This window comes from Pseudomonas sp. NFX1 (assembly GCF_051123555.1).
GTDB lineage: Bacteria > Pseudomonadota > Gammaproteobacteria > Pseudomonadales > Pseudomonadaceae > Aquipseudomonas > Aquipseudomonas capeferrum.
Map to the genome: position 1 here is coordinate 3,012,909 of NZ_CP169366.1, position 13,856 is coordinate 3,026,764.

At 59.0% G+C, this 13,856-nt stretch carries 12 protein-coding genes and 4 tRNA genes; all 16 read right to left on the reverse strand.

The annotated features are described in order from the left end of the window. Window positions 1-465: 465 nt before the first annotated feature. A complete protein-coding gene (locus DJ563_RS13480; RefSeq protein WP_434517866.1) occupies window positions 466-1,644 on the reverse strand; it encodes a hypothetical protein in 1,179 nt (392 codons plus the stop codon). Further along, window positions 1,644-2,786 (reverse strand): nucleoid-associated protein, encoded by a 1,143-nt coding sequence (locus tag DJ563_RS13485; RefSeq protein WP_434517867.1) that lies wholly within the window; start codon window positions 2,784-2,786, stop codon window positions 1,644-1,646. The genes DJ563_RS13480 and DJ563_RS13485 overlap by 1 nt, the downstream gene beginning before the upstream one ends. A 584-nt stretch (window positions 2,787-3,370) precedes the next feature. Further along, the gene (locus tag DJ563_RS13490; RefSeq protein WP_434517868.1) at window positions 3,371-3,904 is read right to left on the reverse strand and encodes a hypothetical protein; all 534 of its coding nucleotides are present in this window, start codon (window positions 3,902-3,904) and stop codon (window positions 3,371-3,373) included. Between the two features lie 49 nt (window positions 3,905-3,953). After that, window positions 3,954-4,403 carry a GNAT family N-acetyltransferase gene (locus tag DJ563_RS13495; RefSeq protein ID WP_434517869.1) on the reverse strand — a complete coding sequence of 150 codons (450 nt, stop codon included), beginning with the start codon at window positions 4,401-4,403 and terminating at the stop codon, window positions 3,954-3,956. 387 nt (window positions 4,404-4,790) lie between these two features. After that, window positions 4,791-5,594, reverse strand: coding sequence for a DUF2242 domain-containing protein (locus tag DJ563_RS13500; protein WP_434517870.1), 804 nt, complete (start codon window positions 5,592-5,594; stop codon window positions 4,791-4,793). Between the two features lie 187 nt (window positions 5,595-5,781). Then, window positions 5,782-5,858: transfer RNA gene (locus tag DJ563_RS13505), tRNA-Asp, on the reverse strand. A gap of 141 nt (window positions 5,859-5,999) precedes the next feature. Beyond that, window positions 6,000-6,076: transfer RNA gene (locus tag DJ563_RS13510), tRNA-Asp, on the reverse strand. A 101-nt stretch (window positions 6,077-6,177) separates the two neighbouring features. Continuing rightward, a tRNA-Asp gene (locus DJ563_RS13515) sits at window positions 6,178-6,254 on the reverse strand. Between the two features lie 80 nt (window positions 6,255-6,334). Next, window positions 6,335-6,410: transfer RNA gene (locus tag DJ563_RS13520), tRNA-Val, on the reverse strand. Window positions 6,411-6,671: 261 nt separating this feature from the next. Then, entirely contained in the window at window positions 6,672-7,445 is a 774-nt protein-coding gene (locus tag DJ563_RS13525; protein ID WP_033700527.1) for an SDR family oxidoreductase, read from the reverse strand. Then, window positions 7,442-8,653: an O-succinylhomoserine sulfhydrylase gene (locus DJ563_RS13530; RefSeq protein WP_274098954.1), complete on the reverse strand. Its 1,212-nt coding sequence runs from the start codon at window positions 8,651-8,653 to the stop codon at window positions 7,442-7,444. Before DJ563_RS13530 ends, DJ563_RS13525 begins: the two co-directional genes overlap by 4 nt. Before the next feature lie 15 nt (window positions 8,654-8,668). Beyond that, window positions 8,669-10,174 (reverse strand): amidophosphoribosyltransferase, encoded by a 1,506-nt coding sequence (gene purF / locus DJ563_RS13535; RefSeq protein WP_033700529.1) that lies wholly within the window; start codon window positions 10,172-10,174, stop codon window positions 8,669-8,671. 42 nt (window positions 10,175-10,216) lie between these two features. Then, window positions 10,217-10,774 carry a CvpA family protein gene (locus tag DJ563_RS13540; RefSeq protein ID WP_033700530.1) on the reverse strand — a complete coding sequence of 186 codons (558 nt, stop codon included), beginning with the start codon at window positions 10,772-10,774 and terminating at the stop codon, window positions 10,217-10,219. 121 nt (window positions 10,775-10,895) lie between these two features. Further along, window positions 10,896-11,555, reverse strand: coding sequence for an SPOR domain-containing protein (locus DJ563_RS13545; RefSeq protein WP_274098953.1), 660 nt, complete (start codon window positions 11,553-11,555; stop codon window positions 10,896-10,898). Window positions 11,556-11,559: 4 nt separating this feature from the next. Then, window positions 11,560-12,846, reverse strand: a complete 1,287-nt coding sequence (gene folC / locus DJ563_RS13550) for a bifunctional tetrahydrofolate synthase/dihydrofolate synthase (RefSeq protein WP_274098952.1) — start codon at window positions 12,844-12,846, stop codon at window positions 11,560-11,562. After that, a complete protein-coding gene (gene accD, locus DJ563_RS13555) occupies window positions 12,846-13,739 on the reverse strand; it encodes an acetyl-CoA carboxylase, carboxyltransferase subunit beta (protein WP_033700534.1) in 894 nt (297 codons plus the stop codon). Before accD ends, folC begins: the two co-directional genes overlap by 1 nt. Between the last annotated feature and the right edge of the window lie 117 nt (window positions 13,740-13,856).

Sequence of the window (13,856 nt, forward strand, 5' to 3'; positions counted from 1 at the left end):
GGCTCTGGAGCGAGGACAGGCTCATCTGCTCGACGCCCGGTCAGAGCAAATCCACGACCCTAATAGGGGCTTAGAGCGGTTGCACATCACGTTGAGCCATGTACAAAAAATCCCAAGGCGATGTGTATAGCGAAAGTCGACCCGATCATGACCCTAAGGTTGAAGAGCTAGAGAAATCTAACGCGGACCTGCAGGGGCAGCTCAGTACTAAGCAAGAGGCGCTGGGGGAAAGCCAAGCACAGATACAACTACTACTTGTAGAGCGCACCACCCTACGCGTAAGAGTCAGACAGCTGCTTTTAGTTGCTCGTCAACTCCGCCAAGGCCTTGAACAGAGCGGAATGCAGATCAGCCAACTTCTGCAGATGCTTGAGCCGGTGATGTCAGTGCCCACAGGCTAAAAATACGAGTCTAACGCCCGAACGTTCATCCTCAGACCCAATAGCAAAAACGTGGAAACCTTGGCTACAAATATTTAAAGACGATTACTGCGCATGCCAGAAATGCTGGAAGCCAAGCCAGCCATTGCAGGACCTGGAAAGTCCGCTTGAGCATCCTGCCTTGTTCATCAACCTGATTGATGGTGACCTGTAGTAACGACTGCAGTTTGGATGGATATGTCCGCATCTTAGCTTTGAATTCGTCAAAAATCACATGAAAACTGTGGAGCAGTCGCTCACTCTGCAGTCGTTGGTTATGCAGAACCAACAGCAATATGATCGTTACCACGAACAAGCCGAGCAGTATGACCGATGCCTCAAGTCTGCTCTGCGCAGTGTGCAATGGTATGAGCGCAGCGAAAGAAACAGGCAGAGCCAACATTTTTCCAGCGATATCCCCCAATACGCCACTGAGCTTGCTGCCATAGTCAAGCTCCGCTTGAGCCACCTCTCGACGAACGCGGTCAAAAGAAAAGCGGTACACGTATGTCTGGAGGTTCGCGCGATATGTAGCAAGTACTTCTCGCCAGTCGCGTACCACTGCCAACAAACCAGGTTCGCCCTCATGCTTCTCAATGACGCTGGCAACTGCCATCCGGATCATCAGCTTTCTTTCACTGAGATGGGCCTTGCCTTCGTTTTTGGAGTCGAGAATTTCTTCCAGTAAACTGAGATGCGGCAAGGGATAGTCGGCGAGAGCCGGCTCAACCCGGGTGGCTAGCAAAAAAGTACGAGGCGGCTTGTCCCCGTCAGGCGGCATTGCAAAAAAAAGGTTGAAACCATCCGGGTTGCTTTCCCGATCTACGCCGACGGCCAGCTGAGCGAGAAGCTCAATCAAGCGGCACAACCTTATGAGCTGCTGAATGCTGGGCGGCAGAGTGCCGTCGCAATCTGCCCACTCAAGCTTTTGGATGTACACGTTGCGAGGAAAACGGCCTTTACCTAGCGAGCCGTTGCGCTGCACAAATTCGCGAACATCTGGATAAAACCGACCATTCTCATTGCCTGGCAACCGAAAATCGAAATCGAGATCTCCTTGCTCATCGTCTGCTTGCTCAAGAGAACCGTAGGCGGCCGGCAGTTGAGAGCACGCATCCAAGGCAGCCTGAATGGCCGTTGTAGCAGGCCCCTGGTAAGAGAACATGCCGTCGCGGATTTCAGGTCTACCTACGGCACGATAGAGCCCGACAACTAAAGCAAACATCAGCCCGCCCTTGCCTTGAGCTCTTTATCGATCAGTGTGACCAAATCAGCGCTCAGGTTTGACAGAGTCAGCCTGCGTTTCACGACGTCAAAGTAAACATCCGCTGCTGGATCCTCTCCCAAAGCACCGCGGTCAAACTGCAACACCCAGTTGCTGGCCTCGCCTTTGATCCGTGTTTTTTGGCGTAACGAGGTTGCATTGACAGTGAAGTCATCCGGCACACGGTTTTTCTCATGATTGAGATAATCCTTGAGACCGATGATGTCTTCTACCAGCTCAGCGGGTACATGCTGAACTGCGACGTGGCAAATGGCATCTAGACGAGCCGACTTACCATCCTCCAATTGGTTCTGCAGGTAGCGAACAACAGCATCCTTGGCTCGATAAGCTAGGGCCCTCAACGTGTTCTTGTTCCTGAAGAATTTATACACCTGGTCAATGGCGTTTTTGGTTGCACGCCCAGACGCCACGCCTTTGGCACACCCAAGCGCGGCGATGAAGTAGTCCGACGCTTGGCTATCACGCCCCCGGCTGATGAAGCACAAGTAGGTTACGTCCAGTTCTTCGTCAGCAGGGTCAATATCCTCCTGCTGCTTGGCCAGCAGCAGAGCAGCCGCCTGTTCAACTGCGCGAATCTCCTTGAAACGGTTAACATTTATCCGAGCCGCCTGCTGCACCTTGCTCAGGTCAATCTCCTGAATTGCGGTTGGCACATAGTCCTTATCTAGCTGGATGGCGCCCCGCTCTTTCATGCTAGCGACCAAGAAGAAATTTTCGCCAGCCGACATGTACTGAGCGCATAGGATATGACCGCCAGTCGACAGGACCTGCTTAGAAGCCTGATCAACCAGCTCATCCATAGCAAGGTGCGTCAATTCAATGAACTGACCGTCCTCACCAAGCCCCGTCACAAAGTCAGCAAAGCGGTCCGGAAACGGTCCCTGTCGATCATCGGCAGCAAACTGGCCGTAGACGACGCTGTTTCCTTCCTTTCCAATCAGGCCGTTGATGCCTTCTACCAAAGACTGCAACGCGGGGTTATCCGGCTGAAGAATGACATCTTTCTTCACAACCTCACCAACGAACTCCGTATGTGCTAGTTTTTTGAAGCTGTGAATGACTGCAGTATTGAGGGCAAACATAGCCAACGTCCATTGCCATGACATCATTTTGGCATCACAAAATAGCAGTTCATGAGGCCAAACACATCACGTTTTCGCATGTCTCTGCCTCGCAACGCATTCCGCCGCGCGGTGAGGCACCAGTAGAGAGAACCGCTGATTTTGGGGTGTCGATCAACGACCAGCTGGCATGAGCCTTCAAGCAACCTACGCATCGCGGCTACTCGTAAGGAATTGCCCGTTGCGAGACCTCAACGAGCACCCTTCCTGCTAAAGATCATGCATAGTAGTTTCAAATTATCAAAATGAGTACCGTTCGCAACCTTGGAAATTCGCACATGGCTAACCGCGCTCATAGCATCCAGTACGAAATCACCGACATCGGGCGCTGCGGGATTGTCTCCATCTGACGAGTGGGATCAAAACCGTTTCGATGGGAAAATTTCACTGACTAACCCCGACTAAAAATAAAATGCCCGCCCACTATCAATATATTATTGCAATACAGTCTCCGGCGATGGCGCATGCCTGATTCATAGACCATGCTAGCTCATGCTAGACACCAAGCGCCATGTGAAAGCTCTCTGCCGACGTTAGTGCACGACTCACCTAATAGCTCGAACAGATTTACGCACATTATCTGCATAGGCAGGCCTGGCGCCACATTCAACAGCTAGTTTGAAAAACTCATCCGCAGCATTGTGAGGGTCTAATCTGTTTTCACGCACGCACGACCTCGCGAAAGGTGTCAGATCATTAATGTCGCTTCCTGTCAGATAGCCTGAGCTTGATGCCTTCTTCTTGAAGTTATCAATTGCCGCAGATGGAAGCTTAGGCCCGCACAGAAAATATTCAAGATACTTCATAAAGTGCGGGTGACGGATAATTTCACCCCCACTTGTTCCGTTATTTTCAAACACTCGCTGTCGCGACTTTCCTCGCCCACCCGGGTTAAACTCTGGATCCGTAAAATATGCAATACGAATTTCGGGAATTGCGCCTCTTTCAAAAAGACATTTCGTAAGCAAACTCATAGGCTCTAGCGAGCCACGTAGTTCGTCATGACTATTCCAATCGAACTTTATAGACAAAAAAAGCTTTTGCTCTTCGCCTGTCAACACAATATCGGGTTTTCTCATCGCCAGCCCTAACTCCTAGTCAGAATTGGATAAATAGTCTGGGCTAATCCTACAGCCGGTTCTCCATAACGATGGTGCGCTCCGCCCAATAAAACTCGTCGCGGATTTTTTGATAACCCAACGCGGTATAAAACCTTTCAGCTGTAATCGACGATGGCACATGTACAGCTCCAACTCTTGCGCTGGCAGCCGTTGTATGAATGACCTCCATTAAATGCCGCCCGATCCCGCCTTTCTGGTGAGCCGGGTCAACGAAAACACTTCTGACCACATCACGGTCGAGACCGGCAGTGCTAATAATGTTGTCCCCCAATAAGGCTTCGTAGACCCTACGCGACGTAAGCGGCGTGATGATTGCTTCAGGATAAAAGCTCTTCTCAACCTGAGCGACCACGTCAGGAGGATAGTCATGTGAATTTGACTGACGCAGGGTGGCTAAAACTACGCAGCTTATTGCTGCTACATCTCTGCTCGTGGCGGGACGAATGTGGCATTCCATGCTGAGACCTCAATCCTACAGGATTACAGCTTAGCGCATCGCGATGTGGCTTCCCGGCGGCTTACCCAGTAGCGCCCATCATCAGTGTAACACTTGATGGGCCGCGGTTTGGGGATAGGTAGCTGACGTCCAACCCCCAAATGTCGCGAGCACACCTCTAAATTTGGGTGCGTACCTACAGAACCGCCTGTCGCTCCAAGGTCGCAAGCTCAAATAACGTTAAAACTTATAAAGTACTGATTAATAAGAATTTTTGTATATGTAACCGTTAACGACGCTCCGGAATCTTTGAGAAGTAAACGTAGCAGGTATCGAACGCGTTATCGCCGCCCGTCTGTAACAGGGAATGTGTGATGTGCCCGCGCGTAGCCGCAGGCGCAAAGAGGCTCAGAGGGTGGCCGTCGGGGCTTCAGCAGGTTGCGTCTGGAGCGGTGCCGGCTCTGCCGGCGGTGCTACAGGTTGCGAGCCTTGGCTGTCATTGACCACAGGCGCTACTGGCACCTCGGCAGCCGGGGCAACGGCGGCAGGCGCTGGGGCCGCCGCGGGAACCGCTGCAGGGGCGGCAGCCGCCTGCTCTGGCAGGCCCAGGTCAACCGCAGGCTTTTCCAGCTTCGGCGCAGGCGCCTCAGGCTCGACCTTGGCCTTGGCCTTGCTGACCTTCTTGGGCTTGGGCAGATAGCTCTCTACCAGTGCGAAATACCGGTCGTAGAACTGCGCCGCAGTCACCGTCTCGCTGGCCACCTTGACCATCGAGTCGTCACTCGAACCGATCGGCATCGACACCGAACCCAGCACGCCCACACCCAGGCTGGCGGAGGTATTGGACTTCTTCAGGCTGTAGCGATCCTGCAGGGCGTTGGCGAACATGGTCGAACGCTGTTCGTCGCTCACGTCTGGCGCGCAGGTGACGTTGAAACTGATCTGCAGGTGGTTTTCGCTGTTCTGCTGGAAGCTCTTGTTGCCGGTAACCTGGTTGGCACCGCTGCTGGTGATGATATAGCCCTGGCTGAGCAAGGCACGGCGAGCGGCCTCGCAGGAGCCGGCATCGGTCACCGGAAAGCTGCGCGAGAACGTCCCCGAGTCGTCGAAGTTCTCGTGCTCGTAGATGGCCGTTTTTTTCGAGGAACAACCGGTCACGCCCGCCAGCACCAGGGCCAGCCCGAGCGCACCAAAGACGGATGATCTGGTCATTGCGAATTCCGGGTAAGTCGAGAAGGTGCCTATTGTGCATCAGCGCGCACAGACACTGAAACCGTTCATCCGTGAAGAGTCTGTCAGCTTCGTGTAAAGGTGGCCGAGCAGGCCGTGAAAACGAAAAAAGCGACCCTGAGGTCGCTTTTCACGTTGCTTCGAGGAGTTCAAGGCCTCGAGGCGAAGATGGCGCAGCGGACGGGACTCGAACCCGCGACCCCCGGCGTGACAGGCCGGTATTCTAACCGACTGAACTACCGCTGCGTATCGCTTGGGCTTGCGCCCGGTGAAACCTTTTTTGCCTGCTTGCTGGCCAGAGGCACAGTTTTATCAGGCACAAAAAAAGCGACACGTTGATCGCTCTTTTTGTTGCTTCGAGGCGTTCAAGGGGCCTCGAAACGAAGATGGCGCAGCGGACGGGACTCGAACCCGCGACCCCCGGCGTGACAGGCCGGTATTCTAACCGACTGAACTACCGCTGCGTATCATTCAGGCTTGCGCCCGATTGAAACTGGGATCGACCTCAGGCATATTTGCCTTTTGGTCTCAGACCGGTGCAAGGCACCCACCTGTTACTAAAAAGTGGCGCAGCGGACGGGACTCGAACCCGCGACCCCCGGCGTGACAGGCCGGTATTCTAACCGACTGAACTACCGCTGCGCATAATGGCTTATCAGGCCTTGTTCCTCTCTGGCGATCGACTTCTTTCGAAGCGTCTTGCGTCAGGAACGCTCAGGAATTGGTGGGTGATGACGGGATCGAACCGCCGACCCTCTGCTTGTAAGGCAGATGCTCTCCCGGCTGAGCTAATCACCCCCGCGATGTTGCTTGTTGCGTTTGCTTCGCTGAGGCCGCGAAATTTACGCAGGTACCGATGCTAAGTCAATACCCCCATTGAATTTTTTTTCAAAAAAGGCAAAAAAGCGGTTTCCACACCCTGTGCCATTTGGGTTGTTCCTGTTGGCTTGTTCAAGGGCAAGCCTGCTGCCATCGCTACACCACTGGCAGCTGCGCCGCCGCAAAAACAAAAAAGGGGCCATCTCGGCCCCTTTCCTTTACAACTCATAGTGTTACAGCTCAGGTGTAGATCATCTTGCGGGTCATGCCGCCATCGACCACAAACTCCTGGCCGGTGACGAACGCCGCTTGGCGCGACAGCAGCCAGGCCACCATCGCCGCAACGTCCTCCACCGTCCCTACCCTGCCCGTCGGGTGCTGGGCATGGTCGGCTTCGGTCAACGGCTCGGCACGGCGCTGGGAAGGGTCACGCGCATCGATCCAACCCGGGCTCACCGCATTCACGCGAATCTCCGGGCCAAGGCTCATGGCCAAGGCATGGGTCAAAGCCACCAGGCCGCCCTTGCTCGCCGCGTAGGCCTCGGTGTCAGGCTCGGACTGCCGCGCACGGGTCGAGGTCAGGTTGACGATCGCCCCATTGTGCGCACGCAGGTACGGCGCACAATGCTTGGCCAGCAGCATCGGGCCATTGAGGTTGACCGCCAGCACCCGGTTCCATTGCGCCAGGCTCAGGCTTTCCAGCGTCTGGTTATGCGGGTTGGCGATCGCTGCATTGCACACCAGCGCGTCCAGCCGCCCGAACTGCCCCAGTACCTCGGACACCCCGGCACTGACCTGCGCCTCGTCGGCAACGTCCATGGTGATGAACCAGGCGTTGTCACCCAACGCCTTGGCTACCTTGGCCCCACGCGGGCGGTCCAGGTCGCTGAGCACCACCTGCCAGCCTTCACAGATCAACCAGGCGGCAATCCCCAAGCCGATGCCGCGAGCGGCACCGGTCACCAGGGCTACCCGACCGTTATGGCCCGGTGCACCGCCTCTGATTTCAATCACAGTGCCGCCAACCCGCGTGCAAGGTCAGCCTGCAGGTCGGCGACATCTTCCAGGCCCACGGCAACGCGGATCAGGCTGTCGCGGATACCCGCCGCTTCACGCTCCTGCGGCGACAGACGGCCGTGGGAGGTGGTGGCCGGGTGGGCGATGGTGGTCTTGCTGTCGCCCAGGTTGGTGGTGATGGAGATCATCCGCGTGGCGTCGATAAAGCGCCAGGCGCCCTCTTTGCCACCCTTCACCTCAAAGCTCACCACGGCGCCAAAGCCGCTCATCTGGCGCTTGGCCAGCGCGTGCTGCGGGTGGCTTGGCAGGCCGGCGTAATGCACCTTCTCGATGCCGTCCTGCTGCTCCAGCCATTCGGCCAGTACCTGGGCGCTCTCGCAGTGCGCACGCATGCGCAAACGAAGGGTTTCCAGGCCTTTGGTGAAGATCCAGGCGTTGAACGGACTGAGGGTCGGGCCTGCGGTACGCAGGAACCCCACTACCTCTTTCATCTGCTCGCTGCGCCCCGCCACCACGCCGCCCATGCAACGGCCCTGGCCGTCGATGAACTTGGTCGCCGAGTGGAACACGATGTCAGCGCCAAGCTTGAGCGGCTGCTGCAGCGCCGGGGTGCTGAAGCAGTTGTCCACCACCAGCATGGCACCACCGGCATGGGCGATTTCACTGAGGGCAGTGATATCGACCAGCTCGGCCAACGGGTTGGACGGCGACTCGACGATCAGCAATTTGGTATTGGCCTTGATGGCCTTTTCCCAACCGCCAAGGTCGACCAGCGGCACGTAGTCCACCTGCACACCAAAGCGCTTGAAGTACTTCTCGAACAGGCTGATGGTCGAGCCGAACACGCTCTGCGATACCAGTACATGGTCGCCCGCGCTGCACAGCGACATCACCACCGCCAGGATTGCCGCCATGCCGGTGGAGGTGCCCACGGCCTGTTCGGCGCCTTCCATGGCCGCCAGGCGCTCCTCGAAGGCGCGCACGGACGGGTTGGTGTAACGCGAATAGACGTTACCCGGCGTTTCGCCAGCAAAGCGTGCAGCCGCATCGGCGGCCGTACGGAACACATAGCTGGAGGTCAGGAACATCGCTTCGCTGTGCTCGCCCTCCGGTGTACGGTGTTGCCCGGCGCGCACCGCCAGGGTGTCGAAACCGACACCCTCGAGGTCACTGTCCAGGCGCCCGGCATCCCATTGATCCGTCATGCCGTCGCTCCCTAATCAGTTGTTGTAGAGGTCGATGATCGCGCTGACCGCCTGGGTCTTCACCTTGGCCAGGTCGTTACGGGCCTGCTCGATACGCTCGAGGTAGGCCGCGTCGATGTCGCCGGTGACGTACTCACCGTTGAACACCGCGCAATCGAAGTGCTCGATCTTGATCTTGCCGCCACCGACCGATTCGATCAGGTCAGGCAGGTCCTGATAGATCAGCCAGTCGGCGCCGATCAACTCGGCCACCTGGTCGGTGGTGCGGTTGTGGGCGATCAGTTCGTGAGCGCTCGGCATGTCGATGCCGTAGACGTTGGGGTAGCGCACCGCAGGGGCTGCGGAGCAGAAGTAAACGTTTTTGGCGCCGGCTTCGCGGGCCATCTGGATGATCTGCTTGCAGGTGGTGCCGCGCACGATCGAGTCGTCCACCAGCATCACGTTCTTGCCGCGGAATTCCAGCTCGATGGCGTTGAGCTTCTGGCGCACCGACTTCTTGCGTGCGGCTTGGCCGGGCATGATGAAGGTACGGCCGATGTAGCGGTTCTTGACGAAGCCTTCGCGGAATTTGACGCCCAGGTGGTTGGCCAGCTCCAGGGCCGCGGTGCGGCTGGTGTCCGGGATCGGGATGACCACGTCGATGTCGTGCTCTGGGCGTTCGCGCTGGATCTTCTCGGCCAGCTTCTCACCCATGCGCAGGCGCGCCTTGTACACCGAGACGCCGTCCATGATCGAGTCCGGGCGGGCCAGGTAGACGTGTTCGAAGATGCACGGCTGCAATTTCGGGCTTTTCGCGCACTGTTTGGTGTACAGCTGGCCTTCTTCGGTGATGTACACCGCTTCGCCCGGCGCCAGGTCGCGAATCAGGGTAAAGCCGAGCACGTCCAGGGCGACGCTTTCGGAGGCGATCATGTACTCCACGCCTTCGTCGGTGTGGCGCTGGCCGAACACCACCGGGCGAATACCGTTCGGGTCACGGAAACCGACGATGCCGTAGCCGGTGACCATCGCCACCACCGCGTAGCCACCGACGCAACGGCTGTGCACGTGGGAAACTGCAGCGAACACGTCTTCTTCGGTTGGCTGCAGCTTGCCGCGCACGGCCAGCTCGTGGGCGAACACGTTCAGCAGCACTTCCGAATCGGAGTTGGTGTTGACGTGGCGCAGGTCGGACTCGTAGATCTCCTTGGCCAACTGCTCGACGTTGGTCAGGTTGCCGTTGTGCGCCAGGGTGATGCCGTACGGCGAGTTGACGTAGAACGGCTGGGCCTCGGCCGAGGTCGAGCTGCCCGCAGTCGGGTAGCGCACGTGGCCGATGCCCATGTGGCCCACCAGGCGCTGCATGTGGCGCTGCTGGAAGACGTCGCGCACCAGGCCATTATCCTTGCGCAGGAATAACCGGCCGTCATGGCTGGTCACGATACCGGCAGCGTCCTGGCCGCGGTGCTGGAGGACCGTAAGCGCGTCATACAGCGCCTGATTGACGTTCGACTTACCGACGATACCGACGATGCCACACATGCGACGCAACCCCTACTTTGACGAAACTTGAGTGAATAGCGCTCAGGGCTTTGCAGGCCCGAGCAACTGTTCCTTGAACGGGAGATCAGCCGGTGTGCTGATCACCCCACTGGACATCCACTGGCTGGTGAAACCGAGAATCAGGTTTTTCGACCAGTCAGCGACCAAGAGAAATTGTGGTATCAGGCGTGATTCCTGCCACCAGGTGTCTTGTTGAACCGGCCCCAGGCTTAGCAGCCCGATGGCCACCACCACCAGCAAGGCCCCCCGCGCGGCGCCGAAGGCCATGCCGAGGAAACGATCGGTGCCGGACAGCCCGGTCACGCGGATCAGCTCGCCGATGAGGAAGTTGATCATGGCCCCCACCAGCAGGGTGGCGACGAATAGAATGGCGCAACCGGCGATGGTACGCATCGACGGTGTCTGAATATAGCTTTCAAGATACACCGAGAGCGAGCCACCGAACATCCAGGCAACCGCACCGGCAATGATCCAGATGAGCAAGGACAAAGCTTCCTTGACGAAGCCGCGCTTGAGACTGATCAGTGTGGAGACGGCGATGATCGCAATGATCGCCCAATCAACCCAGGTAAATGCCACGGTGCCGCCTACAGACGTTTGAGGCGGCGCATTTTATCAGAGCAGCGGGCTGGGAGTAAGCGGAATGTCGGGCCGATCAGCAACTGCGCGATACCTGTGGGAGCGGACCGCGCTGGCACTCTCAACCGCGTTCAGGCTGGAAACGCACCACGAAGCCTTTGAGGCTGTGCTTGCGGTTGATTGCATCACGCACACGCTCGGCTTCGGCGCGCTCGATCAGCGGCCCGACATACACCCGGTTCATACCGCCTGCAGAGCGGATGTAGGCGTTGTAGCCCTGGCTGCGCAAGGTCTGCTGAAGGCTTTCTGCCCCCGCGCGGTTGGACAGGCTGGCCAGCTGGATGGACCAACTGACCGGTAACCCATTGACGTCGATCTTGGACGCCGCTGCGGGCTTGGCTGCTGCGACGGCAGGCGCCGGCGCAGCGGCGGGCTTGGTTTCCACCTTCTGTGCGGGTACTGACGGCTTGGCGGCCTGGACCAGGGTCTGTGGCGACGGCGTGATCGGCTGGCTTGGCGTGCTCGCTGGCGCAGTAGCCTCGTCGATCACTACCGGGGGCTGCTGTGGCTCCTCAGGAATGACCTGAGGTTCCGGCACGGCGACCGGCTCCACCTTCACCTCGGGCAGGCTCGGCATGGCCGGTGCCTGCGGGGCTTCAACCCGCACCTGGCGCATCTCGTCCTCGCGGGTGAACAGCATCGGCAGGAAGATCACCGCCAGCGCCACCAGCACCAACGCACCGACCATGCGCTGTTTCATCCCTTTATCCAGCACTGCCATCTACTCAACCCTCCGGGGCCTGCCGCGCCAACCACTCCAGGGCCTGGGCGACACAGAAAAACGAACCGAACAGCAGGATCTGGTCATCCGCCGTCGCCTGCGCGCATTGCCCTTCGAGGGCGGCGTCGACGCTGGCATAAGACTTCACCGAGGCGCCGAGGTTCGTCAAGGCATTCGCCAGTTCTGCGGCCGGACGGCTGCGAGGTGTATCCAGTGGTGCCACCGCCCAGTCGTCGACCAGCCCCTGCAAGGGTTCGACAACGCCCTGCAGGTCCTTGTCGGCGAGCAGGCCGAACACCGCCAGGCGGCGCCCCTTGGGCGGTCGAGCGGCCAGGCGCCGCGCCAGGTAGGCGGCGGCATGCGGGTTATGCCCCACATCCAGCAGCAACTCCACCGGCTTGCCCTGCCAGTTCAGTTGGCGGCGATCGAGGCGCCCGGTGATGCGGGTATCGAGCAATGCCTGGCGGATTTGCCCGGCATCCCATGGCAGGCCCATCAACAAATAGGCCTGCAGGGCCAGGGTGGCGTTTTCCATGGGCAGGTCGAGCAATGGCAGATCGCGCAGCTCTACTCGGCCACCGTCGGCCGTGGTCCCGCGCCAGTGCCAGGCAGCGTCGCCGCTTGCCAGGTCGAAATCACGGCCACGCAGGTACAACGGCGCTGCCAGTTCCTGCGCCTTGTCCAGCAACGGCTGCGGCGGGTCGAGGTCGCCACACAGCGCCGGCTTGCCGGCGCGGAAGATACCGGCCTTCTCGAAGGCGACGCACTCACGGGTATCACCCAGGTAGTCGACATGGTCGACGCCGATACTGGTTACCAGCGCCAGGTCGGCATCGACCACGTTCACGGTGTCCAGACGGCCACCGAGGCCCACTTCGAGCACCACGGCATCCAGCTTCGACTGGTAGAACAACCAGAACGCCGCCAGGGTGCCCATCTCGAAATAGGTCAGGGAAATTTCGCCCCGCGCCGCCTCGACGGCGGCGAAGGCTTCGCACAGGCGCTCATCACTGGCCTCCTGGCCATCGATGAGCACCCGCTCGTTGTAACGCAACAGGTGCGGCGAGCTGTACACGCCAACCTTGAGCCCCTGGGCACGCAGCATCGCAGCGACGAAGGCACAGGTGGAGCCTTTGCCATTGGTACCGGTGACGGTTACCACGCGCGGCGCCAGCTTGCCCAGCGCAAGGCGGGCAAGCACGTTCTGCGAACGTTCCAGGCCCATGTCGATGGCCGATGGATGCAACTGTTCGAGGTAGGCGAGCCATTCGCCCAGGGATCGTTGTTTCATCACGCGACCGCAGCCGCCTCACGTGCCTGCTCCGGGGTTTGCTGGCCGGTCATCTGAGCCAGCAGGCGGGCCAGACGCGGGCGCAGCTCGCCACGGGAGATGATCAGGTCGATGGCGCCATGTTCCAGCAGGAACTCGCTGCGCTGGAAGCCTTCTGGCAGCTTCTCGCGCACGGTCTGCTCGATCACGCGGGGGCCGGCAAAACCGATCAGTGCCTTTGGCTCGCCGACAATGACGTCGCCGAGCATCGCCAGGCTGGCGGAAACGCCGCCGTAGACCGGGTCGGTCAACACCGAGATGAACGGGATGCCTTCTTCACGCAGGCGCGCCAGCACGGCCGAGGTCTTGGCCATCTGCATCAGCGAGATCAGCGCTTCTTGCATGCGCGCACCGCCAGAGGCCGAGAAACAGACCATCGGGCAGCGGTTTTCCAGGGCGTAGTTGGCGGCGCGCACGAAACGCTCACCGACGATGGCACCCATGGAGCCGCCCATGAAGGAGAATTCGAACGCGCTGACCACGATCGGCATGCCCATCAGGGTGCCGCTCATGGAGATCAGGGCGTCTTTCTCGCCGGTCTGCTTCTGCGCACCGGTGAGGCGGTCTTTGTACTTCTTGCCATCGCGGAACTTCAGGCGGTCGACCGGCTCCAGCTCGGCGCCCAGTTCGGCACGGCCTTCGGCGTCGAGGAAGATGTCGATACGCGCACGTGCGCCGATGCGCATGTGGTGGTTGCACTTGGGGCAGACATCCAGGGTCTTTTCCAGCTCCGGACGATACAGCACGGCCTCGCAAGCCGGGCACTTGTGCCACAGGCCTTCAGGCACCGAGCTCTTCTTCACCTCGGAACGCATGATCGAAGGGATCAGTTTGTCGACTAACCAGTTGCTCATGCTTTCTTTCTCCAGTATCGGCGGGCGGGGGCCAGCGTGACCGGCCTGCCCTGCCCTTGAGCTCAATATCTTTTATGAAACGATGATGGACCGGCCGCCGGGGCTTCCTGCGCGCCG

Excerpts from the sequence above, each read along its gene's own strand:
- DJ563_RS13495 (WP_434517869.1), bottom strand. The coding sequence starts at position 4,403 with ATGGAATGCCACATTCGTCCCGCCACGAGCAGAGATGTAGCAGCAATA.
- DJ563_RS13490 (WP_434517868.1), bottom strand. The coding sequence starts at position 3,904 with ATGAGAAAACCCGATATTGTGTTGACAGGCGAAGAGCAAAAGCTTTTT.
- DJ563_RS13530 (WP_274098954.1), bottom strand. The coding sequence starts at position 8,653 with ATGACGGATCAATGGGATGCCGGGCGCCTGGACAGTGACCTCGAGGGT.
- accD (WP_033700534.1), bottom strand. The coding sequence starts at position 13,739 with ATGAGCAACTGGTTAGTCGACAAACTGATCCCTTCGATCATGCGTTCC.
- DJ563_RS13500 (WP_434517870.1), bottom strand. The coding sequence starts at position 5,594 with ATGACCAGATCATCCGTCTTTGGTGCGCTCGGGCTGGCCCTGGTGCTG.
- folC (WP_274098952.1), bottom strand. The coding sequence starts at position 12,846 with ATGAAACAACGATCCCTGGGCGAATGGCTCGCCTACCTCGAACAGTTG.
- DJ563_RS13485 (WP_434517867.1), bottom strand. The coding sequence starts at position 2,786 with ATGTTTGCCCTCAATACTGCAGTCATTCACAGCTTCAAAAAACTAGCA.
- DJ563_RS13545 (WP_274098953.1), bottom strand. The coding sequence starts at position 11,555 with ATGGCAGTGCTGGATAAAGGGATGAAACAGCGCATGGTCGGTGCGTTG.
- DJ563_RS13480 (WP_434517866.1), bottom strand. The coding sequence starts at position 1,644 with ATGTTTGCTTTAGTTGTCGGGCTCTATCGTGCCGTAGGTAGACCTGAA.
- purF (WP_033700529.1), bottom strand. The coding sequence starts at position 10,174 with ATGTGTGGCATCGTCGGTATCGTCGGTAAGTCGAACGTCAATCAGGCG.